Source organism: Aquisalimonas sp. APHAB1-3 (genome assembly GCF_048323695.1).
In the GTDB taxonomy this organism is placed as follows: domain Bacteria; phylum Pseudomonadota; class Gammaproteobacteria; order Nitrococcales; family Aquisalimonadaceae; genus Aquisalimonas.
In genome coordinates this window covers 41,664-67,901 of the sequence record NZ_JBLWFT010000004.1, presented here as the reverse complement: position 1 = coordinate 67,901, position 26,238 = coordinate 41,664, and the positions used below count along the sequence as shown (strand labels likewise).

Here is a 26,238-nt window from a genome sequence, read left to right as displayed (position 1 = left end):
CAGACAATCAGTTACGAAGAACACGGTAGTGTAGCAGGCCGTCCGGATGCGGTCCCAGCTCACAGCACCCGGGCCCCGTTCCACGTGGAACGCGGGGTGGCTACTTGCCGATACAGAAGGTGGAGAAGATCTCGCCGAGCAGGTCTTCGGTGGTGAATGACCCGGTAATCTCCCCGAGCGCGTCCTGGGCGCGGCGAAGATCGTCCGCCACTAGCTCCCCGGCACCGAGAGCCAGTTGTTGCTCCGCGGCCGCCAGCGCGGTGTCCGTGCGGACGAGGGCATCCAGGTGACGACGGCGGGCGATGAATCCACTCTCGGCGGCGGTATACCCCATGCAGTCCTTGAGGTGCTCGCGAAGATCCCCCAGCCCGGAACCGCTTACGGCGCTCAGGGTCACCGCGTCGTGGTCACCACCGTGATCGAGGCCGGTGGCGGCGCCGGAGAGATCCGCCTTGTTACGGATCAGTGTCACCGGGAGGCCGGTCGGGAGCCGGGCAAGAATCTCCCGTTCCGGTGTGCCCACGCCGTCCCGGTCATCCACCACAAGCAACAGCCGATCCGCCGTCTCGATGGCCTGCCATGCACGGCGGATACCTTCCTGCTCCACGGGCTCGTCGCTGTTGCGCAGCCCGGCCGTATCGATGACATGGAGTGGCATACCGTCGATCTGGATGTGCTCGCGCAGGACATCCCGCGTGGTGCCCGCGATGTCGGTGACGATGGCGGGGCTGTCGCCGGCCAGGGCGTTCAGAAGGCTTGATTTTCCGGCGTTGGGGCGACCGGCGATCACGACGGTCATGCCGTCGCGCAGCACGCGCCCCTGCCCTGCCGCGGCCCGGACCGCGTCCAGATCGGCACGGACCCGCCGCAGTCGCGCCGCCACTTCGCCGTCCCCGAGGAAATCGATCTCCTCATCCGGGAAATCGATGGCCGACTCCACATAGACGCGCAACGCGACCAGCGCTTCGGTCAGCGCGTGGACCCGTTCCGAGAATGCGCCCTGCAGCGAGGCCATGGCGGCCTTTGCCCCCGCTTCCGAACCTGCGGCAATGAGGTCGGCCACGGCTTCCGCCTGGGCCAGATCGAGACGCCCGTTGAGAAAGGCGCGCTCGGAGAATTCGCCCGGTCGGGCGAGCCGGGCCCCCAGGCCCGTGAGCCGACGCAGCAGACGATCCATGACCACGGGCCCGCCGTGACCCTGAAACTCGACCACGTCTTCGCCCGTAAAGGAGCGTGGGCCCGGGAACCAGAGCACCAGCCCCTCGTCCAGGGTATCGCCCCTCTCGCCGCGAAACCGGCGAAATGCGGCGTACCGTGGTTCGGGCATCGGGCCGGCAACCGTTTCCAGCAGGCGGCGAGCGCCCGGGCCGGAGGCGCGCACCACGCCCACACCCCCCTGCCCAGGGGGTGTGGCGACGGCACAGATGGTCTGGGTATCCACGGCGTCTACCGCGTCGCTACTCGCTTTCGCCGCGTTCAATCCGCCGCGTGATGAACCACTGCTGGGCAATGGACAGCACGTTGTTCGCCACCCAGTACAGCACCAGCCCGGCCGGGAAGAACATGAAGAACACGGTGAACACCACCGGCAACGCCATCATGATCTTCTGCTGGATCGGATCCATGGGGGCCGGATTCAGCTTCTGCTGCAGGAGCATGCTTGCACCCATGAGCAGCGGCAGCACGAAGAAGGGATCCGGACTGGACAGGTCATTGATCCACAGGATGAATGGCGCATGGCGCAGCTCGACACTCTCGAGCAACACCCAGTAGAGGGCGATGAACACCGGGATCTGTACAAGAATCGGCAGGCAGCCGCCGAGAGGATTGATCTTCTCCTCCTTGTACATCTTCATCATGGCCTGGTTCATGGCCTGACGGTCATCGCCATAGCGCTCCTTCAGCTGCTGCATGCGGGGCTGCAGCTTGCGCATGCGCGCCATGGAGCGATAGCTGGTCTCCGAGAGCTTGTAGAACACCAGCTTGATGCCCAGGGTCAGGATGACGATCGACCAGCCCCAGTTACCGACGATGCCGTGAATCCAGGACAGGGCGATGAACAGCGGCTTGGAGATGATGGTCAACCAGCCGTAATCGACAGTGAGATCGAGCCCTTCGGCAACTTCCGCCAGCCGTTCCTGCTCCTTGGGGCCGACCCAGAGCTTGTGCTCGAAGGTACCGGAGGACCCCGCCGTGATCGTCTTGCGCGGTGACGACAGACCGAGCAGGTACTGATTGTTGTCCAGAGCACGGCTGTAATACGTATGCCGCTCATCCCGCGGCGGAATCCACGCGCCCACGAAATAGTGCTGAAGCATGGCCGCGTAGCCGTTGGTGAGATCCCGGGAGAGATCACTGCTACGCATGTCGGAGAAGGAGATCTTGTCGTAACGCTCCTCCTCACCATGAACGACACCGCCGGTGTAGGTGTAGATGAACCAGGACGTGCCATCGTCGATCTCGCCGCTGCGCAGCTGCGCGTACTGGAACGGTGCCCAGTCCGCGTCCGAGGCATTCTCCACCTCGTGCCGCACCTCAATGACGTAGCTGTCGCGGGAGAAAATGTAGCGGCGGGTCACACGGACGCCATCCTCGTTCTCCCAGACCATGGGGACTTCGATGGTGTCCTCGTTCTCGCCCAGCTCGTACTCCGTGGACTCGATGGCGAACGTGCTCTGGGGCCCCGGACCGTCGCCTTCACGGGGCAGAAGGCCGATCTGCGCAATGAACAGTTCATCAAGACGGTCGCTCATCAGACGCAGCGGCTCTTCACCCTCCAGGGTTCTGAAGTGCTGCAGCAGGTCGACCTGGCGGATTTCCCCGCCCCTGGTGCTCAGCTCCACATCCAGCTTGTCGGTGCGGACACGGACGGTCTCCCCGCGCTCCAGCCGTTCGCCGGAAGCCGTCGCGGGCGTCTCCTCGTCCTGCGCTGCGGGCTGTTCCGCCGGTGCATCATCAGCCGGCGCTTCCGGATCAGCAGGCTCTGCCGGCGCGTCCGCGGGTGGTTCTGCCACTTCCTCTTCGGCCACCGGCTCTTCCGGGGCGCGCGCACCGTAGTCTTCCTGCCAGGCCGTCCAGATCAGGACGAGCACGAGGCCGAGGGCAAAGAACTGGAGTATCCGTTGCGTATCCATCGAGTCTCAGTCTTTCGCAGGTGGTTCGGGGACGGGGTCGACCCCGCCGGGATGCCAGGGATGGCACTTGAGCAGGCGTCTGACGGCGAGCCAGGTCCCGCGCATGACCCCGTGGCTGCTTACGGCTTCAATGGCGTACTGCGAGCAGGACGGGTGGAACCGGCAGCACGGGCCGAACAACGGGCTGATGATCAGCTGGTAGAGCCGGAGGATGCGTGTGACGACTGTTCGCATCGTTTCACCAATCGCTGCCAGAGCTTCGCCAGCGCGTTGTGGAGATCAACCCCGCTGGCGTTTCGGGCTGCGGGCCGGGCCATCAGCACCACATCAACCGGTGGCAGTGAGGCGCGTCGATGGCGGAAGGAATCCCGCGCGATTCGTTTTATTCTGTTCCGATCAACGGCCCGCTGTGACGCCTTGCGTCCGACAGCAAGTCCGAGGCGCGCGGCGTGTTGATCCGACGCCCTGAACAGGACCGTAAAATACCGGTCGGAGACGCGGTCCGCACTGGCGAACACCCGCTGGAAGTCGCGTGGCGTCAGTAATCTTGCCGCGCGCGGAAATGCCAGCGGTGCGTCACCCATCCGTCTGACGGATCAGGGGGTCAGCCGGACACGACCCTTGGCGCGACGAGCCTTGATAACCTGCCGGCCATTCTTGGTGGCCATGCGGGCGCGGAAGCCGTGAGTCCGCTTGCGCTTGATAACGCTGGGCTGATAGGTGCGCTTCATGATTCAGTTCCGTTTTCTGGTGACGTACCGGGTGAATGGATACGGCGGAAATCGAGCCGGCGAATTTACCGCTGTGGCCGGTCCGTGTCAACGAAAGTCGCGCCCAAGCCCTCACGCCGCGGGCAATTACCTGCCACTCATCCCCGAGCGTGTTCGCGTTGTGGATAGAGTCCGGCTGTGGGTATAGACTTCGGAGATTCAGAAGACGGCCGACGACCGTCGGAACAGGGCATCGCCCGCCGTGGTACCGTGCGGAATGGAGCACGTCTTTGCACCCCCCAGCGGCGTGCAGCCGGGAAGCGCCCGGCAACGCCTGGAGGGGTCACGATTCCTGAACCTTACTCGACATCCGACTGCCTGTATTGGGGGCCACTCGTGGGCAACTCAGCGTGGAATTATTGTCTCTCGCGGCTGGAAGGCGAGATCCCGGAGCAGCAACTCAACACCTGGATCCGCCCCCTGCAGGCCGTGGAAGAACAGGGCCAGCTCCGGTTGCTCGCCCCGAACCGGTTCGTCATGGACTGGGTCCGCGACCATTTTCTGGACCGGATCAGGAGCCTGATTACGGCATCCGACGGGCCCGGACTGCGTGAAGTGGTGCTGGAAATCGGCAGTCAGGCGGCGCCGGCCGTCCAGACCACCAGCCGTACCGGCAGCCAGCCGCGCCAGGAGCAGACACGGACACCGGCCAGCAGCAATATCAACCCCAAGTTTACGTTCGACACATTCGTCGAGGGTAAATCCAACCAGTTGGCGCGGGCGGCGTGCACACAGGTCGCCGGTAACCCCGGTGCCGCCTACAACCCGCTGTTCCTCTACGGCGGTGTCGGGCTCGGCAAGACCCATCTGATGCATGCCGTCGGCAACCTGATCCTCCGCGACCGCCCCGGAGCGAAAGTGCTGTATCTCCATTCGGAGCGCTTCGTGGGGGATATGGTCAAGGCGTTGCAGCACAACGCCATCAACGAGTTCAAACGACACTACCGTGGCGCCGATGCGTTGCTGATCGACGACATTCAGTTCTTTGCCCGCAAGGAGCGCTCCCAGGAGGAGTTCTTCCACACGTTCAACGCACTGCTGGAAGGACAGCAGCAGGTCGTGCTCACGTGTGACCGTTACCCCAAGGAGGTGGACGGTCTGGAGGAACGCCTGAAGTCGCGGTTCGGTTGGGGGCTCACCGTCGCCATCGAACCGCCGGAGCTGGAAACCCGGGTCGCGATCCTCATGAGCAAGGCGAGTCAGGACGGCGTCGAGTTGCCCGATGAGGTTGCCTTCTTCATCGCCAAACGCATCTGGTCGAACATCCGCGAACTGGAAGGCGCGCTGAAGCGGGTGGTCGCCAATGCGCAGTTCACCGGCCAGGCCATCACCCTCGATTTCACCAAGGAAGCGCTCAAGGATCTGCTGGCGCTGCAGGACAAGCTGGTCACGGTGGAGAACATCCAGAAGACCGTGGCGGAGTATTACAAGATCCGGGTCGCGGATCTGCTCTCGAAACGCCGCAGCCGTTCGATCACGCGGCCCAGGCAGGTGGCGATGGCTCTGGCGAAGGAACTGACCAGCCACAGCCTGCCCGAGATCGGTGACGCATTCGGTGGGCGGGATCACACCACGGTGCTGCACGCGTGCCGTAAGGTGGAGGAGCTGCGCCAGGGCGACAGTCGCATTGACGAGGACTTTGGAAACCTGTTGAGAACCCTAACAACTTGATGTGGATAACCTGGGAACAACTTTTGCCGGCGATAACCAGCCCGATTTGTCCACAGGTTGTCTCCAGGCTGTACGGTTGTATGTGCACCGTTCCATACAGCCGGGAACACGAAACAAGTAACTGACTTGCAGGGTGATTACCTGGTTGCCCACAATCCGGGGCAGCCGTAATAACAACAACAGGTTCTTTAGGTAAAGAAAAGATAGTAATTATGACCAGGTGGACACTGACATGAAGATCAAGCTCCAACGAGAAGCGCTGCTCCGGCCACTGCAGTCCGTCATTGGCGTCGTCGAACGCAGGCAAACCCTTCCGGTCCTCGGGAATGTCCTCCTGGTTGCCGACGAGCAGGGCATCGCATTGACGGCCACGGACCTTGAAGTGGAACTGGTGGCACGGACCAGCACCGGCGTCGAAGAACCCGGTCAGATCACGCTGCCGGCACGCAAGCTGATGGATATCATGCGGAACCTGCCGGAAGGCGCAGAGGTTTCCATCAATCTGGACGGCGATCGGGCGGTGATTACGGCTGAGCGCAGCCGTTTCACACTGGCAACCCTTCCCGCCACGGAATTCCCAACCGTGGAAGATATCGGTGATACCCGGCCTCTGCTCCTGCCCCAGCCCGAACTGCGCAAGCTGATCGAGAAAACGCACTTCTCCATGGCACTGCAGGACGTCCGTTACTATCTCAACGGATTGTTGCTCGAGCTGGAGCCGGGACGGCTCCGGGCGGTCGCGACGGATGGCCATCGGTTGGCGCTTGGAGAGCTCGAGGGCGATGTTGCCGCGGACGAACCGTCCCAGGTGATCGTTCCGCGCAAGGGGGTGCAGGAGCTGCTGCGCCTGCTGGACGATACGGATGAACAGGTTCGGGTGGAGCTGGGCGGTAACCACATCCGTGTCACCCTGCCGGAGCTGCGGTTCACCTCGAAGTTGATTGACGGGCGGTTCCCGGATTACCAGCGGGTTATCCCGACGGTGGAAGACCGGATCATGCAAACGGACCGGGAGCCGTTGCGCCAGGCGCTGGTCCGGGCATCCATTCTCTCGAACGAGAAGTATCGGGGGGTGCGGTTCATGCTGGAACCCGAGCAGCTGCGGATCCAGTCGAACAATCCCGAGCAGGAGCAGGCTGATGAGGAACTGGGTGTGGATTACCAGGCCGAGGGGATGGAGATCGGTTTCAACGCTAGTTACCTGCTCGACGCGCTGAACGCCATCGACGGAGATCGGATCCAGATGGGTCTGGTGGACTCCAACAGCAGCACTGTGGTCGAAGACCCGGATGATGGCCGTTATCGCTACGTCGTCATGCCCATGCGTCTGTAGCGCGTTGCGCGCCGGTGGCAATCGCAAGCCTTACACTTTCCGGCGTGCGCAACCTCGCCGACGCCACGGTCCAGTGCGACCCCCGATGCAACGTCATTGTCGGGGCAAACGCGGCGGGAAAGACCAGCGTACTGGAAGCGATTCACGTGCTGGCTCGGGTGCGGAGTTTCCGCACTGCGCGTCTCGACCGGGTTCGACGGGACGGAACCGCGGAGTTGGTGATCCGCGGCGATGTGGAGTTCGGCACGGGCGTGCACCGTCTGGGGGTCGCACGGGGAGCCGAAGGTACGCGGGTGCGTGTGGACGGGCAGGATGCACGCGGTCTGTCGGAGCTTGCGCGCTGGTTGCCGGTCCAGGTTATCAACACGGAGAGTCAGCGCCTGTTACAGGACGGGCCCGCTGCGCGCCGCAGCTACCTCAACTGGTCTGCGTTCCACGTGGAACAGGCCTACCATTCTGCCTGGCGCCGCTACGATCGGGCTTTGCGGCAGCGCAACGCGGCCCTGCGCGAAAGCGATCTCCGCACCGCACGTGCGCTTGAAGGTGAGTTGGTGGCGGCGGCCTCGTTGCTCGACGAGTTTCGTCGTTCGGTTCTGACACTCCTTCAGCCCCATCTGGATCAGTATCTCCAACGCTGGTTACCCGATGCGCCGGTGCAGCTTGTGTATCGCCGCGGCTGGTCCCAGGCCAGGTCGTTGGCCGAGGTGCTCCCGGAGCAGCGCGAGTCGGAGATGAATATGGGGTACACCCTGTCCGGTCCGCACCGTGCCGATCTACAACTGCGAGCTCAAGGGATGGAAGCACAGCATTGGCTCTCCAGGGGGCAGCAGAAGGTGCTGGTTATTGCCATGTTGCTTGCTCAGGCTTCGGTGATCGCGGATCAGGGCGGGATCCAGCCCGTGTTGCTGGTAGATGATCTCCCGGCGGAGCTGGATGTGCAGTACCGCGCAGCCGTGCTCGACGCCATCCAGGATAACCAGGGCCAGGTCTTTCTCACGGCCATTGACGCAGACGCACTGCCGGTGGCCGCAGGTCGGCTGTTCCACGTGGAACAGGGCGTGTTACAGGAAATGATATAATGCTGGCACACAGCAAAAGGGAACCGTCATGAGCACCAATCCCAGTTATGATTCCGGAAGCATCAAGGTCTTGCGAGGGCTGGATGCTGTCCGCAAGCGTCCGGGCATGTACATCGGGGACACGGACGACGGCACAGGCCTCCACCACATGGTGTTCGAGGTCGTGGACAACTCCATCGACGAGGCGCTCGCCGGCCACTGTTCGACCATCAGCGTACAGATTCACACGGACAACTCGGTCACGGTGACGGATGATGGACGCGGGATTCCGGTCGACACCCACACGGAAGAGGGGCGCTCGGCCGCCGAAGTGATCATGACGGTCCTTCACGCCGGTGGTAAGTTCGACAACAACAGTTACAAGGTGTCGGGTGGCCTTCACGGAGTCGGGGTGTCCGTGGTCAACGCTCTGTCCGAGAAACTGCAGCTCACCGTCAAGAAAAACGGACGGATCCACCTCCAGGAGTTCAGGCTCGGGGAGCCCGTGGAGCCGTTGAAGGTCATCGGCGAGACCGAAGAGTCGGGTACGCAGATCACGTTCCGCCCCAGTGCCGAGATCTTCACCAACATCGATTTCCACTTCGATCTGCTGGCAAAGCGGTTCCGGGAGCTGTCGTTTCTGAACCCCGGGATCCGGGTGGAGCTCCGCGACGAACGGACCGAGAAATCGGACGTGTTCCAGTACGACGGGGGCATTCGCGCATTCGTCGAGCATCTGAACAAGAACAAGAACCCGCTGCACAAGGACGTGATACACATCACGTCGTGGCGCGGTGACCTGGGCGTGGACGTGGCGCTGCAGTGGAACGACTCCTACCAGGAGAACATCTTCTGCTTCACCAACAACATCCCGCAGCGGGATGGCGGAACCCACATGGCGGGCTTCCGCGCGGCGCTTACCCGGACTCTCAACCAGTATCTGGAGCGTGAAGGGTTCCTCAAGAAGGTGAAGACAACGCCCACGGGGGACGACGCGCGGGAAGGACTGACGGCGGTGGTGTCCGTGAAGGTGCCGGACCCTAAGTTCTCCTCCCAGACCAAGGACAAGCTCGTGTCCTCGGAGGTGAAGACCGCCGTGGAGTCGGTGATGGCAGAGAGCCTGGGTGATTTCCTCTCCGAGCACCCAACCGAGGCGAAGGCGATCGCCGAGAAGGTGGTGGACGCCTCGCGCGCGCGGGAGGCGGCGCGCAAGGCTCGGGAGATGACCCGCCGCAAGGGCGCCCTTGATGTGGCCGGGCTGCCGGGCAAACTGGCGGACTGCCAGGAGCGGGATCCGTCGCAGTCCGAGCTCTATCTGGTGGAGGGTGACTCTGCGGGCGGGTCTGCCAAGCAGGGCCGTGACCGCCGGACGCAGGCGATTCTCCCGCTCAAGGGCAAGATCCTCAACGTAGAGAAGGCGCGTTTCGACAAAATGCTCTCCTCCGCCGAGGTGGGCACGCTGATTACGGCGCTAGGCTGCGGTATCGGTCGAGAAGACTTTGATCCGGACAAGCTGCGGTATCATCGCATCATCATCATGACCGATGCGGACGTGGACGGCTCCCACATCCGGACGCTGCTTCTCACCTTCTTTTACCGGCAGATGTTGACGCTGGTGGAGCGTGGTCACGTCTACATCGCGCAGCCGCCGCTCTACAAGGTCAAACGTGGCAAGCAGGAGCACTACGTCAAGGACGAAGCGGAGCTGACGGAATACCTGCTGCAGCTGGCACTGAACAATGCCGTCCTTTATCCGGGCGGAGACCAGGCGCCGATCCGGGAGCAGGGGCTGGAGACCCTGGCGCGGCAGTATCTTCGCGTAATGGATATCATCAAGCACATGTCCAGAACCAGGGACGGGGAGTTCCTGGAGGCCCTGCTCAGCGCGGATGTGATCGGCGAGCCGGACTTCACCGACGCCGAGCGGATGCAACAGTGGTTCCAGGGTGTAGTCGATGAACTCAACGTCCACCAACCCCAGGGGACGCGCTACCAGGTGACGGTGACCGCGGGCGGTGACGGGGGTTTCCAGGAGGCCGTGGTGTCCAAGCGGCGGCACGGCATCCGGCACGATAACCGCTTCACTCCGGAGTTCTTCCTGACGCCGGAGTACCGGGCCATCGGTGAGCTTGCGACGGTGCTGGACGGCCTGCTCGGGGACGATGCGTCCATCCAGCGCGGTGAGCGCACGCAGCCCGTGACCACGCTGCGGGAGGTCGTCGAGTGGTTGCTGGAGGAGTCGAAGCGTGGTCAGAACATCCAGCGTTACAAGGGGCTCGGCGAGATGAACCCGGAGCAGCTCTGGGAGACGACCATGAACCCGGACAGTCGTCGGCTACTGCAGGTGCGTATCGAGGATGCGGTGGCCGCCGACGAGGTGTTCACGACGCTGATGGGAGATCACGTGGAGCCCCGGCGGGACTTCATCGAGCGGAATGCCTTGGCCGCCACCAATCTCGATATCTAGTGTCGTTTGACGGCGTTGCACCAGCGATTGCAGCGCCGTCACCCCCCTTTCCGACGCACACGTGTTCCACGTGGAACAGCGCTCACTTCCTACCGGTTTCGACACCAGCCGATGCCGCTGGCTGTTCGTAGACCTGGCTGAGTTCGCGCGTGTTCGATTCGATCCACTCGCGGACCTCCTCAAGAAACGCATCTGCCGACGGTGCTGTTGGCTGCATCGGCTTGCCTATGCGTACGCGGATTACCCCAGGATACTTGAGTAGTGAATTGCGGGGCCATAATTCGCCTGCATTGTGTGCTACGGGAACCACGGGCGTTCCCGTCTCCCAGGCGAGCACCGCGCCCCCACGACGGTACTTCCCGCTGTAACCCGCCGGGATGCGGGTCCCCTCCGGATAGACGATGATCCAGCGGCCGTCGGCCAGGCGAGCCCGCCCTTGGTCCAGCATCTGCTGCATCGCCTCCTTACGCGCCGAACGGTCGATCGCGATGGGTGACAACATCCCCAGCGCCCAACCCACCATGGGAACCTTAAGCAGCTCCTTCTTCAGAACCCATGTCTGGGGATTGAACCAGTACTGAGGCGCCAGCGTCTCCCAGGCCGACTGGTGCTTGCACATCACTACGCACGGCTCGTCGGGAATGTTTTCCTCCCCCTCGATCTCGTAGCGGATGCCACAGGCGACGCGGGTCCACCACAGCAAGCCGAAGCTCCATTGCAGGAAAAACCAGTAGCGGCGGTAGTACGGAAGGAAAAGCGCGATGATGATGCCGATGGTGCCAAACAAGAGCGTCCACACCATTGCACCGATGAGCCAGAGCGCTGACCGCGGGACGGCGCGGATCTTCTCGCCGGTGGTTCGCTGCAGCAACGGGGGATGGTGTTTATCGACCACAATGTTCTCCTCGCGCCTTGCCACAGCGGCGCAGAAACTCACTGAGACATGGCTCTACTTGTTGAAAGGTTAGTCATTGTCCAGTAGCCGCGTCACAACGGCCATCAGATCGTCCTCGATCCAGCAAGGCAGTCCAGCCCCGTCGGCGATTGTCCGTGTCCCTTTGCCGGTCCGCACCAGGACGGGCGTCGCGCCGACCGCCCGCGCCGCGTCCGTGTCCCGGCGGCTGTCACCGACGAAGGGTGTGCCCTGAAGCGGGAACGACAGTGCCGCTGCGGCCTGGGTCAGTAGCCCGGGCTTCGGCTTCCTGCAGGAACAGTCTGCCTCGGGGGTGTGGGGACAGTAAAAGAAGCCGTCGACCCGCCCGCCGAGCGCGGCGAGTCGACGCTGGAGCTCCGCGTGAATGGCACTGACGGTGTCGTCGGTGAACAGACCCCGGCCGACGCCGGATTGATTCGTGCAAACGGCGATTACCCATCCTGCACGGGACAGGCGCGCGATCGCGTCCAGGCTCCCCGGTAATGGATGCCATTCGTCCACCGACTTGATGTAAGCATCAGAGTCGACGTTGATGACCCCGTCCCGGTCGAGCATGATCGCTGGCCTGGCCATGGTGTGCCTACGTGGTTGGCAACCGGGACAGATCGGCCACGCGGCCGAACAGTGTGTTCAGACGCGCCAGCAGTGCCAGGCGATTACGTCTCACGGCATCATCATCGGCCATGACCATGACACCGTCGAAGAAGGCGTCTACGGGATCCCTGACCGAAGCGAGTCGTTGCAAAGCACTCCGATAGTCGCCACGGGACGACAAATCGTCGACCTCGACCATCAGCGGCTCGAGCAGATCCGCGAGCTGGCGCTCCTCCGTCATCTGGAGAAGCCCGCTGTCTACGGTCTCCGGCGGGCTCCCGTCCAGCTTCCGCAGGATGTTGCGAACCCGCTTGTTGGCTGATGCAAGGCTGTCCGCCTCCTCCATATGCAGAAACTCTGAACAGGCCTGAAGACGCCGGTGGAAATCGACAGGGTCATCGATACCCAGGGCGTCCACCGCGTCGAAGAGCTCGGCGCCAATGCCCTGATCCTGGTAGTACCGCTTGAGCCGCTCCAGGCAGAATGCGCGCACGGTGTCCACGTGCTCTTCTCCCCGGAGTTCGGTCGGGAGCTGTGCGGCCGCTTTGCCCAGAAGTTCCTGCAGCGACAGCGCGCGTTCACGTTCGATGAGTATGCGCACCAACCCGAGACCGGCCCGGCGCAGTGCAAACGGATCCTTGTCGCCGGTGGGCCCCTGGCCGATGGCGAAAATTCCGGTGAGCGTGTCGGCCCGATCCGCGACCGCGAGCACCTGACCAACCGCACCCGCAGGCGTGACATCGCCGGCGAAGCGGGGCTGGTACTGCTCTTCCATGGCCGCGGCGACGGCATCGTCCTCGCCGTCGTGTGCCGCGTAATAGCGCCCCATGGTGCCTTGCAGCTCCGGGAACTCGTCCACCATCTCCGTGACCAGGTCGCACTTGCCGAGCATGGCGGCGCGCTCGGAAAGGTCCGGGTCGGCGCCGAAGGCCGGCGCGATGGTCCGCGCCAGTGCGGCAACCCGGCGCTGCTTGTCATGCAGCGTGCCAAGCTTGTCCTGAAAGACGATGTTGTGCAGGTCGTCCACCCGATCCGCCAGGGAGCGACGACGGTCCTGCTGCCAGAAGAACTCGGCGTCGGCGAGGCGCGGCCGGATCACCCGCTCGTTGCCGCGCACCACCTCCCGGGGATCGCGGCTTTCCAGGTTGGCGACCATCACGAACCGCGGCAACAGCTTGCCGCCACCGTCGAGAATCGGGAAGTACTTCTGATGTCCCTGCATGCTCGAGATCAGGGCCTCGGCGGGAACGTCGAGAAACCGTTCGTCGAAGCCACCGACCATCACCACGGGCCATTCCACCAGCGCGGCGACTTCGTCCAGCAACGCATCGTCGGCAAGAATGTTGCCCCCGAGTTCTTTGGCCGCTGCACGGGCATGCTCCTCGATGCGCGCCCGGCGTTCATCCAGGTCGGCAATGACCCACCCGTCCTGTTCCAGCCGTCGGGCGTACTCGCCGGCGTTCGCCAGTTCGATGGCGTCAGGCGCATGAAAACGGTGACCGCGGGTGTGCCGGCCGGCCCGGGTCTCTAGCAGTGTCATGGGCACCACGTCATCCCCGTACAGCGCGACGCTCCAGTGGACGGGGCGCACGAAGGTGGCCGAACCGGCCCCCCAGCGCATGCGTTTGGGAATCGGCAGCGCATCCAGGGCAGCCTGGATGATGTCCGGGAGCAGCGCGACCGTGGCGGCGCCCTCCCGGGTGCCGCGGTACATCAACCACTCGCCCTTTTTCGTGCTCTCGGTCGCCAGGTCGGCCACCGCAACGCCACAGGATCGTGCAAACCCTTCCGCCGCCTTGGTCGGGTTGCCGTCGGCGTCGAACGCGGCGGTAACGGCCGGCCCCTTGCGTTCCTCCGTCTGGTCCGGTTGCCGATCCACCAGCCCCTCGACAAGAATCGCGAGCCGCCGGGGACTGGCGAACGAACGGGCGCCATCGAAGCCGATACCGGCCTCATCCAGCCCACCGGTAACGCCCCGGGTAAAGGCATCCCGCAGGGACCGCAGCGCCGTCGGCGGCAGTTCTTCCGTACCGATTTCGATCAACAGATCGTTGAACTCAGCCATGGGCCACCTCCTGGCGGTCGGTGCACAGGGGGAAGCCCAGTGACTCCCGGCGCTCGTAGTACAGCTTTGCGACCGCCCGTGCCAGGGTCCGGACACGCAGGATGTAGCGCTGCCGCTCCGTGACCGAGATTGCGTGACGGGCATCCAGGAGGTTGAACGTGTGCGACGCCTTCAGGCACTGCTCGTAGGCCGGTAGCGGCAGGCCCAGCTCCACCAGGCGCATGCTCTCCTTCTCGCACTGCTCGAACCAGGCGAAGTGAGCCTCCACGTCCGCGTGCTCGAAGTTGTACGCCGACTGCTCCACCTCGTTCTGGTGGTAGACGTCGCCGTAGGTCACCGGGCCCTGCGGCCCGTGGGTCCACACCAGGTCGTAGACGCTCTCGCACGCCTGCAGGTACATGGCGATCCGCTCCAGGCCGTAGGTGATCTCGCCCATGATCGGGTGGCAGTCCAGGCCGCCCACCTGCTGGAAGTAGGTGAACTGGCTGATCTCCATACCGTTCAGCCAGACTTCCCAGCCCAGGCCCCAGGCACCCAGCGTCGGCGACTCCCAGTTGTCCTCGACGAAGCGCACATCGTGGACAAGGGGGTCCAGGCCCACGTGGCGGAGCGAGCCCAGATAGAGTTCCTGAAACTCGGCGGGCGAAGGCTTCATGACCACCTGGAACTGGTAGTAGTGCTGCAGGCGGTTGGGGTTTTCACCGTAGCGCCCGTCGGTCGGCCGGCGCGATGGCTGCACGTAGGCCGCATTCCACGGCTCCGGACCGATGGCGCGCAGACAGGTGGCGGGGTGGAAGGTACCGGCGCCCACCTCCATGTCGAGCGGTTGGAGGACGATGCAACCCTGCATCGCCCAGTAATCCTGCAACGCCTGGATCAGGCCCTGGAAAGTGTCCACGGCCCTCGCCGTCGTCTGCCCCTGCTGCGCCACACTGCCCCCTGCGGTCTGCCTGTGGAAAAGTCGGTGCCAGCCAGCGCCGCTGGGACGCCCGGCCGGCTGTGGAGTATACCCTCTCGGTCTTCCAAGGGAGAAGGCGCACGCCGTGTTGCCCATGTTATTCTGAGCGATTTGCAACAGCCTTCGTACGGACGCGCCATGAGCCAACGCCAGCCCCGTGCCGTCGCTCTGATCTCCGGCGGCCTCGATTCCATGCTCGCCGCACGAGCCATCCTCGACCAGGGGGTGCACGTAGAGGGCCTGAACTTCTACACCGGCTTCTGCGTGGAAGGCCACACCCATGCGGTCAGGGACAAGGACCGTGCCCGCCCCAAGCGCAACAACGCCCTCTGGGTCGCCGAACAGCTGGGGATCAAGCTCCACATCATCGACACCGTGGAAGAGTACAAGGACGTGGTCATCAATCCGCGCCACGGCTATGGCCAGTTCATGAATCCATGTCTGGACTGCAAGGGCTTCATGGTGGGGAAGGCCCGGCAGTGGATGGACGCCAACGATTTCGACTTCATCATCACCGGTGAAGTCATCGGCCAGCGCCCGAAATCCCAGCTCAAGCGCACCATGCCGGTGATTGCCCAGGAATCCGGAGCCAATGACCGGCTTCTGCGCCCGCTGTGCGCGCGCCTGCTGGAGCCGACGTTGCCGGAGCGTGAAGGCTGGGTGGATCGCGAGCGGCTGTTCGACTGGAGCGGCCGCTCCCGCAAGCCGCAGATGGAACTGGCGGAGCGGTTCGGCCTCGACGACTATGCACAGCCCGCCGGCGGCTGCTGTTTTCTCACCGATCCGAGCTACTCGCGAAAGCTGCAGGACCTGTGGAAGGCCCGCGGTGAGCGCCGTTATGAACTCGACGACATCATGCTTCTGAAAATGGGGCGGCATCTGCGTCCGCGCCCCCATTTCAAGCTGATCGTCTCGCGGGAAGACGGTGAGAACCGGTTCATGCACGGCTACCGCCGGCAGTTCACGCACCTGGTACCCACCAGTCACGGTGGCCCGCTCGCCCTGCTGGACGGAGACGCCGGCGCCGAGGATCTGGAACTTGCGGCGCGTCTGGTAGCCCGGTTCAGCCAGGGCCGCGATGCCGAGCGCGTGCGTGTCGCTGTCACAGAAAAGGGTGGCGAGCCCCGTGAACTGGATGTGGCGCCCATGGCAGCCGACGACGTGCCGCAGGAGTGGTATGTTGGCTGAGCCCGTGATCGTGGACGCCCGTGGGTTGTTGTGCCCCATGCCGGTGATCCGCGTGCAGGATGCCATCGCCGGGATGTCCCCCGGCGCCGAAGTCCATCTGCTGGCAACGGACCCCGGGGTGCAGGCGGATGTGCCTGCTTGGTGCCGTGTGCACGGTCATCGTGTGGAGGCCGTCCTCGAGGAGGGTGACACGCTCCGGGTCTGTATCCGTGTCCGGGACTGACCCCGTCAAGCAATGCACCTTTTTGGTGCTTGTCGGTTTTATTTTGCACGATCGCGGTGCATATTGGAGCGGTTTCCCGCACCACTGCACCAGAAACGCCCGTAACTTGCTGTCTTGTGGTGCTGGCACGGTCCGTGCTTCCCGAAATGGCGAGTTGAATTCTTTTGCTGAGGCTTACGTCCCATCTGGAGGTTAAGGCATGTCACGCACCGCAGCCGACGTACTCAAACTGATCAAAGACGAAGATGTGAAATTCGTGGACATGCGGTTCACGGATACCAAGGGGAAAGAGCAGCACGTCACCATCCCGGCCGCCACCGTCGAAGAGGACTTCTTCGAGGACGGCAAGATGTTCGACGGCTCCAGCATCGCCGGCTGGAAGGGCATCAACGAGTCCGACATGATTCTCATGCCGGACCCGCAGACCGCCACCATCGACCCGTTCTTCGATGAGCTGACGCTGAACATCACCTGCGACATCATCGAGCCCAACACCATGCAGGGCTACGAGCGCGACCCGCGCTCCGTCGCCAAGCGCGCCGAAGCGTACCTGCAGTCCACCGGCCTGGGCGACACCGCATTCTTCGGCCCGGAGCCGGAATTCTTCATCTTCGACGACGTCCGCTGGGGCGCCGAGATGAGCGGCAGTTTCTACCGCATCGACTCCGAGGAAGCCGGCTGGAACTCCGAGCGCGTCTACTCCGACGGCAACATGGGCCACCGCCCGAAGGTCAAGGGTGGCTACTTCCCCGTCCCGCCGGTGGACAGCCTGCATGACATCCGTACCTCCATGTGCCTGGCCATGGAAGAGCTCGGCCTGAGTGTTGAAGTGCACCACCATGAGGTGGCCACTGCCGGTCAGTGCGAAATCGGTGTCGAGTTCAACACCATGGTCAAGAAGGCCGACGAGGTGCAGAAGCTCAAGTACGCCGTGCACAACGTGGCCGCCGCCTACGGCAAGACCGCCACGTTCATGCCCAAGCCTCTGGTTGGCGACAACGGCAGCGGCATGCACGTGCACATGTCCTTCTCCAAGGACGGCAAGAACCAGTTCCAGGGCGACCAGTATGGTGGCCTGAGCGAGACCGCGCTGTACTACATCGGTGGCATCATCAAGCACGCCAAGGCCATCAACGCCTTCGCCAACGCCTCCACCAACAGCTACAAGCGGCTTGTGCCCGGTTTCGAGGCGCCGGTGCTGCTGGCGTACTCCGCCCGTAACCGCTCCGCTTCCATCCGTGTGCCGTGGATCTCGAACCCGAAGGCGCGCCGCATCGAGGTCCGGTTCCCCGACCCCACCGGCAACCCGTACCTGGCCTTCGCCGCCATGCTGATGGCCGGCCTGGACGGTGTGCAGAACAAGATCCACCCGGGCGATGCCATGGACAAGGATCTCTACGACCTGCCGCCGGAAGAAGAGAAGGAGATCCCCAAGGTCGCCTTCTCGCTGGAAGAGGCCCTGGAAGCCCTGGACAACGACCGCGAGTTCCTGAAGCAGGGTGGCGTGTTCACCGATGACACCATCGACGCCTACCTTGAGCTGAAGGAAGAGGAAGTTCAGCGTCTGCGCATGACCACCCACCCGGTGGAGTTCGACATGTACTTCAGCGTCTGATTCGGCTTCCCGAGCCGATCCGGCACTGGCCCCGGCCCTTGTGGCCGGGGCTTTTTCGTTGGGCTGTCGCCCCCTCCCGGCCCGCTGCCCCGCGTGCTACATTCCGTGGTATGAGAACACGGATCGTGATCGCCCTCATCGGCCTCTTCCTGCCCCTGGTGGCCACTGCGGACATCTACAAGTGGGTGGATGAGGATGGCAATGTCGTTTACTCCGACGAGCCACGCGAAGGCGCGGAACGCCTGGAGCGCACCGCCCCGGATTCGTCCTACCGCTTCGAGACGCCGCGGCGACCCTCCGGCGACCCCTCCGCTTCCGGCGATAACGGCGATAACGGATCCCGCTACGACCATGTGCGCATCGTCCACCCCACGGACGAGGGAACCGTGCGGGACAACCAGGGGCTCGTGGACGTGCAGCTCGAGCTCAGCCCCGCATTGCGGGCGGAGCACCGCGTGCAGTTTCTCTTCAACGGCGAACCGCAGGGAGAGCCGTCCCGATCCCTCGAGGCCCGCCTCACGGAAGTGCATCGGGGTGAGCATCAGGTGGCGGCGCGGGTGCTCAACGAAGCCGGCGCGGTCATCGCCGAAACCGAACCGGTGACCTTCTACATGCACCAGGCGTCACGTCTGCTGCCGGGCCGGCAGGGTCCGGGCCCGAACCCCTGAGCCGTCGCGCCCCTGATTGACCCCGATCGTGGATGCACCATAATGGGGCACGGTGATGGTGCAGACGCGCCGCTACGGCGCGACGCCATTCGCACCAATGCCGAGCCTTGCCCCACAAGGCACTGAACTGGCGGGCTTTTCCCTCTCCCACTCATCGCGTAACGCGGTTCAGGGCCATTGTGGTTTGCTTTTTGCTTTCCTATGGACATGACCATGCCGCCACAGTCCACACCCGCCGAGCGCGCACTGGAGCACATGAGCAATGCCGTGCTCCTCATGGGCGCAGACAATTGCGTGCGTTACATCAACGGTGCCGCGCAGGTGATGTTTGCCGTCAGTGCCCGTCAGGTCACGGGCCAGCGGCTGCCATCGCACACCACCCCCTGCGTGCGTGCGCTCGAATCCGCGGCCCGCAACGCCATCGAAACCGGTGAGCCGTTCACCAACCGGGAGCTATCGCTGGAGGTCTCTCCCGACCGGCGCATGACCGTGGACCTCACCGTTACACCGGTGAGCCACGACGAAGTGTTGCTCGAGGTGAGTGAGCTGGACCGCAGGCTGCGCATTACCCGCGAGCAGAATCTGATCAACCAGAATCACGCCACCCGCCATCTGCTGCGCGGCCTGGCCCACGAGGTGAAGAATCCGCTGGGCGGGCTGCGCGGTGCCGCGCAGCTGCTCCACCGCGAGCTGCAAGCGCCGGAACTGCGGGAGTACACCCAGATCATCATCGAGGAGGCCGATCGGCTGCGTACCCTGGTGAACGGCCTGCTTGGCCCCAGCAAGCATGTGGAGAAGCAGGAGACCAACATCCACGAGGTGCTGGAGCGCGTCCGTGGCCTGGTGGTTGCGGAGGCCCCTGAGGGGGTCACCATCCACCGGGACTACGACCCGAGCATCCCGACCCTCCTGGCTGAGCCCAATCAGCTCATTCAGGCAACGCTGAACATCGCGCGCAACGCCTTGCAGTCGCTGGACGGCACCGGGAGCATCACGCTGCGTACCCGCACGCAGCGGCAGTTCACCATTGCGGATGTCCCCCACCGGCTGGTGGTGCGCGTGGACATCATCGACACCGGGCCCGGCATTCCCAAAGATCTCCAAGACCGCATCTTCTATCCCATGGTCACGGGACGGGCCGAGGGCACAGGGCTTGGCCTCTCCATCGCCCAGACCCTGATCCACCAGCACGGTGGCCTGATCGAGTGCTGGAGCGAGCCCGGACACACGGAATTTACCTTGTGGTTGCCTCTGGAGGCGGACGATGACAACGAAGGATGACGTTTGGCTCGTCGATGACGACCGGTCAATCCGCTGGGTGCTGGACAAGGCCCTGCGCCAGGCTGGCCTGCAGGCGCGCAGCTTCGAGACCGGGGATGCCGCGCTGGGCGCGCTCGCCGAGCAGCGACCCGGAGTCCTGGTCACGGATATCCGCATGCCGGGAATTGATGGTCTCGCCTTGCTGGAGCGCGTCCAACAGCGCTGGCCCGATCTGCCGGTGATCGTCATCACGGCGCACTCCGACCTGGATGCCGCCGTATCCGCCTACAAGGGCGGCGCTTTCGAGTATCTGCCCAAGCCCTTCGACGTGGACGAAGCGGTGGACCTGGTGCGCAAGGCCTTGCAGAGCGCCCACGAGACGGCTGCCGGGGGGTTGCACGCGGGCGAAGAGAACCCGGAGATCATCGGTGAAGCGCCGGCCATGCAGGAGGTCTTCCGTGCCATCGGTCGCTTGTCCTCGTCCAACATCACCGTGCTGATCAACGGCGAGTCGGGTACCGGCAAGGAGCTGGTGGCCCAGGCGCTTCACCGCCACAGCCCCCGCCGCGACAGGCCGTTCGTGGCGCTGAACATGGCTGCCATCCCGCGTGACCTCATGGAATCCGAGCTGTTCGGCCACGAGAAGGGTGCCTTTACCGGTGCGCAGCAGACCCGTCAGGGGCGCTTCGAGCAGGCGGACGGCGGCACGCTGTTCCTCGACGAGATCGGCGATATGCCGGCGGAGCTACAGACCCGTCTGTTGCGAGTGCTGGCTGATGGCGAGTTCTATCGCGTTGGCGGGCACACGCCCCGCACGGTGGATGTGCGCATCATTGCCGCGACACACCAGGATCTCGAGTCGCGTGTCGCCGAGGGCACCTTCCGTGAGGACCTGTTCCACCGGCTCAACGTCATCCGCATCCATCTGCCCGCCCTGCGCGAGCGGCGCGAGGACATCCCCAAGCTGGCGCGCTTCTTCCTCCAGGGGGCGGCCGAGGATCTCAACGTCGAGGCGAAGCAGCTGCGACCCGAGGTGGAGCGGTTCCTCATGGGGCTCACCTGGGCGGGCAACGTGCGCCAACTGGAGAACACCTGCCGCTGGTTGACCGTGATGGCCAACGGCAAGGAGATCCACATGGAGGATCTGCCACCGGAACTGCGCCAGGACAAGATGGTGGAGAGCAGCGCCGACGACTGGGAGGAATCACTGGCCGTCTGGGCCGAGCGGGCGCTGGCGCGGGGCGAGGAGCACATTCTCGATCATGCGACACCGCGATTCGAGCGCATCATGATCGAAGTGGCGATCCGCGCCACCGGCGGTCGACGGCAGGAGGCGGCGCGCCTGCTTGGCTGGGGGCGCAACACCCTGACCCGCAAGATCAAGGAACTGGACATGGGATTCTGAGCGCCGGGGCCGACGGGTTTCCGCCGGCCCCGGATGCGTGGCTTACATGTAGACGCCACCGTTGACGTTGATTTGCTGGCCGGTGATGTAATCACCGTCCGCTGCCAGGAAAACCACGGCACGCGCGATCTCCTGGGGCTGACCGAAACGGCCCATGGGGATCTTGGCGAGAATCTTCTCCTGGATGTTCTCGGGCACCTGGGCCAGCATCTCCGTCAGCGTGAAGCCGGGGGCGATGGCGTTGATGGTGATGTTGTTCTTCGCCACTTCCTGGGCGGCGCTCTTCGTGAAGGCGATGATGCCGCCCTTGCTGGCCGAGTAGTTGCTTTGGCCGAAGTTGCCCGCCTGGCCCACGAACGAACTGATGTTGATGATGCGTCCGTACTGCTGGTCCTGCATTGTGGGCAGCGCCGCGCTGACGGTGTAGTAGACGCTGTTCAGGTTGGTGTTGATGACGTCTTCCCAGTCGTCATCGGTGAGCTTTTTCATGGTTTTGTCTTTGGTGATCCCGGCGTTGTTGACCAGAATGTCCAGACGTCCCCAGTGATCAATCGTCTGGGTGACCAGACCCCGCGCCTGGTCTTTCTTGCTGACATCCGCCTGCAGCACCAGCGCTTCCGTGCCGTGCTCGCGGATCTCCTCGGCGACCTTCTCGGCCTCCTTCTGGCCGCCGCGGTAGTTGATTGCCACTTTCGCTCCCAGGGAGGCCAGCTCCAGCGCGATGGCCCGTCCAATCCCGCGGGACCCGCCGGTGACGATGGCAACCTGATTATCCAGACGTCGCATCATGATCCAACTCCTCTCGGTTTCGGTTTTATCGATTCTATTGAGCAGTAAAGCCTGAGCGCGGCCACGATCCCGGAGCCCATCCGCTGGCCTTTCCGGGTATGCGGCCCCTAGAGGCATGGTCGGGTCTGTAACCCGGTGCTGGCAACCCCTTTAGTTACGGTTGATCTCCACCCCACACCCCGTCCTGTGAGCATAGCCCGGAATCCCGGCATCGTGATATGGACAGCCGCTCCGCCGGGGGCGAGAATCCCGCCATGCTGCACGTGATCCTGCTCTCGCCCGAAATCCCCCCGAACACCGGCAACGCCATACGCCTGTGCGCCAACACCGGTATGGCGCTGCACCTGGTGGAGCCGCTGGGGTTTACCCTGGATGATGCCCGCATGCGGCGCGCGGGACTGGACTACGCCGAATGGTCGCGCATCCACCTGCACCCGGATCTGGATACGTGTCTGGCGGCGGTTGCACCGCCACGGTGCTATGCACTCACCACTCGAGGCACGGGGCGCGTGTTCGACACCGCATTTGCGGCCGGGGATGCGCTGCTGTTCGGACGGGAAACCGCTGGATTGCCGGACGACGTCCTGGCGCGTTTTCCGGAGCGGGACCGGCTGCGCCTGCCGATGCAGCCGGGCAGCCGCAGCATCAACCTCTCCAACGCCGTGGCCGTAACGGTCTTCGAAGCGTGGCGACAGCTGGGGTTTCCGGGCGGGGAGTGAGCGGCGGGGTCAGAACTCCGACTTGCGCGCCCGCGCCATGAGCTGTTCCAGCGCCTCCCGGGCCGGGCGCTGCTCGTTCACTACCGCATGCACCTGCTCGCAGATGGGCATTTCCACGCCCTGCGCCCTGGCCAGGGCATGCACTTCTGCGGCCGTACGCACGCTCTCCACCGTCTGGCCGATCTCCGCGACAGCGTCCGAGACCGATTGCCCTCGACCCAGCGCCAGACCGAGCCGTCGGTTGCGGGACTGATCGTCGGTGGATGTTAGGATCAGGTCGCCCACGCCGGACAGCCCCATGAAGGTGCGGGACTCCGCACCCATGGCCTCGCCAAGCCGTACCACTTCGGCCAGGCCGCGGGTGATCAGACCGGCCCGGGTATTGGCGCCGAGCCCCAGCCCATCGGCGATGCCCGTGGCCACCGCGAGGACGTTCTTGACGGCGCCGCCCAACTCCACACCGATAATGTCGCGGCTCGTGTAGGGACGGAACTGGTCACCATGGAAGGCGGCTGCCAGATCGGCCGCGAAGCCGTCGTCCCGGGAGGCGATGGTTACCGCCGTGGGCAAACCGGCGGCCACTTCTCGGGCGAAGCTGGGACCGGACAGGACCGCCGTTGGCCGGCCCGGCAGCAGGGATTCCACCACCTGGTGCAGCAGCCCCCCGGATTCCGCCTCCAGGCCCTTGGTGGCCCAGGCGATGCGGACGCCTTCACCCAGGGTCGGTGCAAGTGCCTCCACCAGCGACCGGAACCCGTGGCTTGGCACGACGAGTAGCAGATCGCCCGCGCCGTCGATGGCGCCTGTCAGGGAGTCCGTGGGCGTCAGCATCTCCGGGAACGGTGCGTCCGGGAGGTGGCGGGCATTGCAGCGCGCCTTTGCCAGTTCGGCCATGTGCGCCGGGTCGTGACCCCAGAGGCGGACCGGGACACCGTTGTGCGCCAGAACCAGGGCGAGGGCCGTGCCCCACGACCCGGCCCCGAGAACGGCAATTGGCAGCTGCGTCGTCATGGTGTCTCAGTTCCCGGCCTGACCGTCACCGCTCTGACCACTGGCGCCCTGCTGCTGTTCCTGCTGCTTGCGGCGGCGCTGCATATGGAGGGCCTCGAAGTTCACCGGGGCCAGCACCATCTGCGGGAAACCGCCCTTGGTGACCATATCGGATACCGCTTCCCGGGCGTAGGGGAAGAGCTGTGCCGGACAGTAGCTGCCGAGCAGCGCATCCAGGGTCTTCTCGTCGAATCCGGAGAGCACGAAGATGCCGCCCTGCTCCACTTCGCAGAGGTATGCCGTCTTGTCACCCTGTTTCGCGGTGACGGTGACGCGCACCACGGTCTCGTACGTGTTCTCGGCGATCTGCGTATTGCGCGTGTCCAGGTCAACGCTGACCTCGGGCTTCCACTCGCCGCTGAACACCGCCGGGGCGCTGGGCACCTCGAACGACATGTCGCGGACGTAGATCTTGCGGATGCCGAACTGCTGCTTGTTCTCCTGCTGCTGGCCTGCTCCTGCGGCCTGATCTTCTGCCATGGTAACGACTCCCGTAATGCCGACTTCAGGATTTGGTGTGAATGGGCAGGTTGGCGTCCTGCCAGCTCAGGTACCCCCCCCGGAGCTGGTGGACCTGCTCGAACCCGGCCTCCTTGAGCTGCTTGCCCGCCTTGGCCGACTGCATGCCCTGGGCACAATAGACGATGACCGGCTTGCTCTTGTGTTTCTGCAGGCGCTTGTGGCGCTGGTCCACGTTGCCGTTGGGCACGTTGATCGCCCCGGGCAGGTGGCCCTTGGCGAAATCCGCTTCGCTGCGCACATCGACGAACAGCGCGTCCTCGCGATTATAGAGCCGGGTGGCTTCATTTGTATCCAAGGGCTTGACGCCACGCGTCATGCGCGCGACTTCGGTGGAGATGATCCACACCACTACCAGCAGCAGTGCGAGGAAAATCACCCAGTTGTTGACGACGAATTCGAGCAGGCGATCCATACGGTAGTTGTCCTGGTGAGTCTCTGGAGAAAGCGGAGCCGGCCACGGTTCCCGTGACCGTGGACCAGCGCGTCAGGGTAGCGGCTTGGCGCCGGGCTGCCAATCGGCGTCGTCAGTGCGCTGGCCGCCCAACCCGAAAACGCCGTATTATACAGGCGCCTCCGGTTCCGTGAATCGCCCCGTGGCGACCCCGGTTCCCGTGCAGTGTCCGAATGCCCTCGACCAGGTGTGCCCTTGCCCATTCCCAGACTGCAACGGATTGTTCTGCCGGCCCTGCTCGCTGCGATCACCGGTACTGCCTCGGCAGACGATTACCAGCAGCGCGCCGAGGAGCTCGAAGCCCTGCGGGAGCGCATCGCCGCCATTGAATCCGGCCTCGCCGAGCGCCAGGAGCAGCGGGATGCCGTGGTTGCCGACCTGCGCTCGCTGGAACAGGCCATCGGCGCGGCCGTCCGCCGACTGGACGAGCTGGACGACCAGCTCGCCGAGAGGGAGGCGCGTGTGGATGAGCTGCGGGACGCCGTCGAGGCCGAGCGCCAGGCCGTCGCCAGCCACCGCGACGTGCTGCGCGAGGAGATCCGTGATGCCTATGCCAGCGGGCGTCAGGAGTACCTGAAACTCATTCTGAACCAGGAGGATCCGGCGGCCCTGGACCGTCTGCTGATCTATTTCGACTACATCGGTCGTGCGCGCTCGGACCGAATCCGGACGGCCATGGCGGCCATGGAGGACTATCGCGAGATGCGCGCGGAGCTGCAGACCGAGGTCGACCGCCTTGAGGCGGTTCGCCACGAGCAGGAGGTGGAGCGCCGGGAGCTGGCCCAGCAGCGCCAGGACCGTGAGGCGGTGTTGCAACAGGTGGAGGCGGCCATTGGTGATGATCAGGAGCGCCTGGAGCGCCTGGCCGAGGACGAAGAGGAGCTGCAGGCGCTGGTGGATGACCTCCAGGACGCCCTGACCGATATCACGGACGAGGACCTGGACCGCACCCCTTTCCAGGATCAGCACGGTGCGCTGCCCTGGCCTGCCGGCGGCAGCCTCGCGGCCCGCTACGGCGACAGCCGCAACGGCGGCGGCGAATGGCGCGGCCTGCTCGTGCGCGCCGATCGTGGCACGCCGGTGGAGGCGGTGTCTCATGGCCGGATCGTGTTCGCAGACTGGCTGCGCGGTCTCGGGTTACTATTGATCATCGATCACGGCGATGGCTACATGACGCTTTACGGCTACAACGAGAGCCTCTACAAGGACGTGGGCGACTGGGTGGATGCCGGCGACGTTGTCGCCCGGGTCGGTGATACCGGCGGGCGGGATAACGCGGGGCTCTATTTCGAGCTCCGCGTCCAGGGTCAGCCGGAGGATCCCTTGCAGTGGCTCGACGGAAACAGCCCCTAGCGCTGCAGTCG

Annotated in this window: 25 protein-coding genes; 12 read left to right on the top strand and 13 right to left on the bottom strand. The window is 64.4% G+C overall.

What is annotated here, in order from left to right:
* Positions 1 to 100: 100 nt before the first annotated feature.
* From mnmE to rpmH, 5 genes are read right to left on the bottom strand one after another with little or no spacing between them, the layout of a single operon-like run.
* Complete coding sequence (mnmE, locus tag ACNSTU_RS08545; protein WP_418212261.1) at positions 101 to 1,441, bottom strand: tRNA uridine-5-carboxymethylaminomethyl(34) synthesis GTPase MnmE; 1,341 nt, start codon at positions 1,439 to 1,441, stop codon at positions 101 to 103.
* A 16-nt stretch (positions 1,442 to 1,457) separates the two neighbouring features.
* Entirely contained in the window at positions 1,458 to 3,134 is a 1,677-nt protein-coding gene (gene yidC / locus ACNSTU_RS08540) for a membrane protein insertase YidC (RefSeq protein ID WP_290635517.1), read from the bottom strand.
* Between the two features lie 6 nt (positions 3,135 to 3,140).
* Positions 3,141 to 3,368, bottom strand: a complete 228-nt coding sequence (yidD, locus tag ACNSTU_RS08535; RefSeq protein WP_290635519.1) for a membrane protein insertion efficiency factor YidD — start codon at positions 3,366 to 3,368, stop codon at positions 3,141 to 3,143.
* Positions 3,326 to 3,718, bottom strand: a complete 393-nt coding sequence (gene rnpA / locus ACNSTU_RS08530) for a ribonuclease P protein component (RefSeq protein WP_290635521.1) — start codon at positions 3,716 to 3,718, stop codon at positions 3,326 to 3,328. The genes yidD and rnpA overlap by 43 nt, the downstream gene beginning before the upstream one ends.
* Before the next feature lie 12 nt (positions 3,719 to 3,730).
* Positions 3,731 to 3,865: a 50S ribosomal protein L34 gene (gene rpmH / locus ACNSTU_RS08525; protein ID WP_290635523.1), complete on the bottom strand. Its 135-nt coding sequence runs from the start codon at positions 3,863 to 3,865 to the stop codon at positions 3,731 to 3,733.
* 375 nt (positions 3,866 to 4,240) lie between these two features.
* Between rpmH and dnaA the strand changes: the two genes are divergently transcribed.
* The 4 genes from dnaA to gyrB all read left to right on the top strand — a co-directional run bounded on the left by dnaA (position 4,241) and on the right by gyrB (position 10,433).
* Complete coding sequence (dnaA, locus tag ACNSTU_RS08520; RefSeq protein WP_290635525.1) at positions 4,241 to 5,575, top strand: chromosomal replication initiator protein DnaA; 1,335 nt, start codon at positions 4,241 to 4,243, stop codon at positions 5,573 to 5,575.
* A 232-nt stretch (positions 5,576 to 5,807) separates the two neighbouring features.
* Positions 5,808 to 6,908 (top strand): DNA polymerase III subunit beta, encoded by a 1,101-nt coding sequence (gene dnaN / locus ACNSTU_RS08515; RefSeq protein WP_290635527.1) that lies wholly within the window; start codon positions 5,808 to 5,810, stop codon positions 6,906 to 6,908.
* Between the two features lie 14 nt (positions 6,909 to 6,922).
* A complete protein-coding gene (recF, locus tag ACNSTU_RS08510; RefSeq protein ID WP_290635530.1) occupies positions 6,923 to 7,987 on the top strand; it encodes a DNA replication/repair protein RecF in 1,065 nt (354 codons plus the stop codon).
* 28 nt (positions 7,988 to 8,015) lie between these two features.
* Positions 8,016 to 10,433, top strand: coding sequence for a DNA topoisomerase (ATP-hydrolyzing) subunit B (gene gyrB, locus ACNSTU_RS08505; RefSeq protein ID WP_290635532.1), 2,418 nt, complete (start codon positions 8,016 to 8,018; stop codon positions 10,431 to 10,433).
* A gap of 82 nt (positions 10,434 to 10,515) precedes the next feature.
* Here gyrB and ACNSTU_RS08500 read toward each other — a convergent pair whose 3' ends face one another.
* From ACNSTU_RS08500 to glyQ, 4 genes are all read right to left on the bottom strand, one after another.
* Positions 10,516 to 11,328 (bottom strand): lysophospholipid acyltransferase family protein, encoded by an 813-nt coding sequence (locus ACNSTU_RS08500; protein ID WP_290637601.1) that lies wholly within the window; start codon positions 11,326 to 11,328, stop codon positions 10,516 to 10,518.
* Between the two features lie 69 nt (positions 11,329 to 11,397).
* Positions 11,398 to 11,940: a D-glycero-beta-D-manno-heptose 1,7-bisphosphate 7-phosphatase gene (gmhB, locus tag ACNSTU_RS08495; RefSeq protein WP_290635536.1), complete on the bottom strand. Its 543-nt coding sequence runs from the start codon at positions 11,938 to 11,940 to the stop codon at positions 11,398 to 11,400.
* Positions 11,941 to 11,947: 7 nt separating this feature from the next.
* Positions 11,948 to 14,026 carry a glycine--tRNA ligase subunit beta gene (glyS, locus tag ACNSTU_RS08490; RefSeq protein ID WP_418212260.1) on the bottom strand — a complete coding sequence of 693 codons (2,079 nt, stop codon included), beginning with the start codon at positions 14,024 to 14,026 and terminating at the stop codon, positions 11,948 to 11,950.
* Complete coding sequence (gene glyQ / locus ACNSTU_RS08485; protein WP_290635540.1) at positions 14,019 to 14,924, bottom strand: glycine--tRNA ligase subunit alpha; 906 nt, start codon at positions 14,922 to 14,924, stop codon at positions 14,019 to 14,021. Before glyQ ends, glyS begins: the two co-directional genes overlap by 8 nt.
* A gap of 198 nt (positions 14,925 to 15,122) precedes the next feature.
* Between glyQ and ACNSTU_RS08480 the strand changes: the two genes are divergently transcribed.
* From ACNSTU_RS08480 to glnG, 6 genes are all read left to right on the top strand, one after another.
* Positions 15,123 to 16,172: a tRNA (5-methylaminomethyl-2-thiouridylate)-methyltransferase gene (locus ACNSTU_RS08480; protein WP_290635542.1), complete on the top strand. Its 1,050-nt coding sequence runs from the start codon at positions 15,123 to 15,125 to the stop codon at positions 16,170 to 16,172.
* On the top strand, positions 16,162 to 16,395 hold the full coding sequence (locus ACNSTU_RS08475; protein WP_290635544.1) for a sulfurtransferase TusA family protein: 234 nt from the start codon (positions 16,162 to 16,164) through the stop codon (positions 16,393 to 16,395). The genes ACNSTU_RS08480 and ACNSTU_RS08475 overlap by 11 nt, the downstream gene beginning before the upstream one ends.
* A 199-nt stretch (positions 16,396 to 16,594) precedes the next feature.
* Positions 16,595 to 18,010 carry a glutamate--ammonia ligase gene (glnA, locus tag ACNSTU_RS08470; RefSeq protein ID WP_418212259.1) on the top strand — a complete coding sequence of 472 codons (1,416 nt, stop codon included), beginning with the start codon at positions 16,595 to 16,597 and terminating at the stop codon, positions 18,008 to 18,010.
* Between the two features lie 125 nt (positions 18,011 to 18,135).
* The gene (locus tag ACNSTU_RS08465) at positions 18,136 to 18,678 is read left to right on the top strand and encodes a DUF4124 domain-containing protein (RefSeq protein WP_290632615.1); all 543 of its coding nucleotides are present in this window, start codon (positions 18,136 to 18,138) and stop codon (positions 18,676 to 18,678) included.
* Between the two features lie 213 nt (positions 18,679 to 18,891).
* Positions 18,892 to 19,959 (top strand): nitrogen regulation protein NR(II), encoded by a 1,068-nt coding sequence (glnL, locus tag ACNSTU_RS08460; protein WP_290632613.1) that lies wholly within the window; start codon positions 18,892 to 18,894, stop codon positions 19,957 to 19,959.
* Positions 19,943 to 21,343, top strand: a complete 1,401-nt coding sequence (gene glnG, locus ACNSTU_RS08455) for a nitrogen regulation protein NR(I) (protein WP_418212258.1) — start codon at positions 19,943 to 19,945, stop codon at positions 21,341 to 21,343. The genes glnL and glnG overlap by 17 nt, the downstream gene beginning before the upstream one ends.
* Before the next feature lie 42 nt (positions 21,344 to 21,385).
* Here the strand turns inward: glnG and fabG are convergent, their stop codons facing one another.
* The gene (gene fabG / locus ACNSTU_RS08450) at positions 21,386 to 22,132 is read right to left on the bottom strand and encodes a 3-oxoacyl-[acyl-carrier-protein] reductase (RefSeq protein ID WP_290632609.1); all 747 of its coding nucleotides are present in this window, start codon (positions 22,130 to 22,132) and stop codon (positions 21,386 to 21,388) included.
* A 254-nt stretch (positions 22,133 to 22,386) separates the two neighbouring features.
* Here fabG and ACNSTU_RS08445 point away from each other — a divergent pair, with 254 nt between their 5' ends.
* A complete protein-coding gene (locus ACNSTU_RS08445; RefSeq protein WP_290632619.1) occupies positions 22,387 to 22,851 on the top strand; it encodes a tRNA (cytidine(34)-2'-O)-methyltransferase in 465 nt (154 codons plus the stop codon).
* Positions 22,852 to 22,860: 9 nt separating this feature from the next.
* On the opposite strand, the gene ACNSTU_RS08440 is transcribed toward ACNSTU_RS08445, so the two are convergent.
* The 3 genes from ACNSTU_RS08440 to ACNSTU_RS08430 are packed head-to-tail and all read right to left on the bottom strand — an operon-like array spanning position 22,861 to position 24,835.
* On the bottom strand, positions 22,861 to 23,862 hold the full coding sequence (locus tag ACNSTU_RS08440; protein WP_290632606.1) for an NAD(P)H-dependent glycerol-3-phosphate dehydrogenase: 1,002 nt from the start codon (positions 23,860 to 23,862) through the stop codon (positions 22,861 to 22,863).
* Between the two features lie 6 nt (positions 23,863 to 23,868).
* Positions 23,869 to 24,381 (bottom strand): protein-export chaperone SecB, encoded by a 513-nt coding sequence (gene secB / locus ACNSTU_RS08435; RefSeq protein ID WP_418212257.1) that lies wholly within the window; start codon positions 24,379 to 24,381, stop codon positions 23,869 to 23,871.
* A 25-nt stretch (positions 24,382 to 24,406) separates the two neighbouring features.
* Positions 24,407 to 24,835, bottom strand: coding sequence for a rhodanese-like domain-containing protein (locus tag ACNSTU_RS08430; protein ID WP_290632602.1), 429 nt, complete (start codon positions 24,833 to 24,835; stop codon positions 24,407 to 24,409).
* Positions 24,836 to 25,069: 234 nt separating this feature from the next.
* Between ACNSTU_RS08430 and ACNSTU_RS08425 the strand changes: the two genes are divergently transcribed.
* On the top strand, positions 25,070 to 26,227 hold the full coding sequence (locus tag ACNSTU_RS08425; protein ID WP_290637148.1) for a murein hydrolase activator EnvC family protein: 1,158 nt from the start codon (positions 25,070 to 25,072) through the stop codon (positions 26,225 to 26,227).
* Positions 26,228 to 26,238 lie beyond the last annotated feature (11 nt).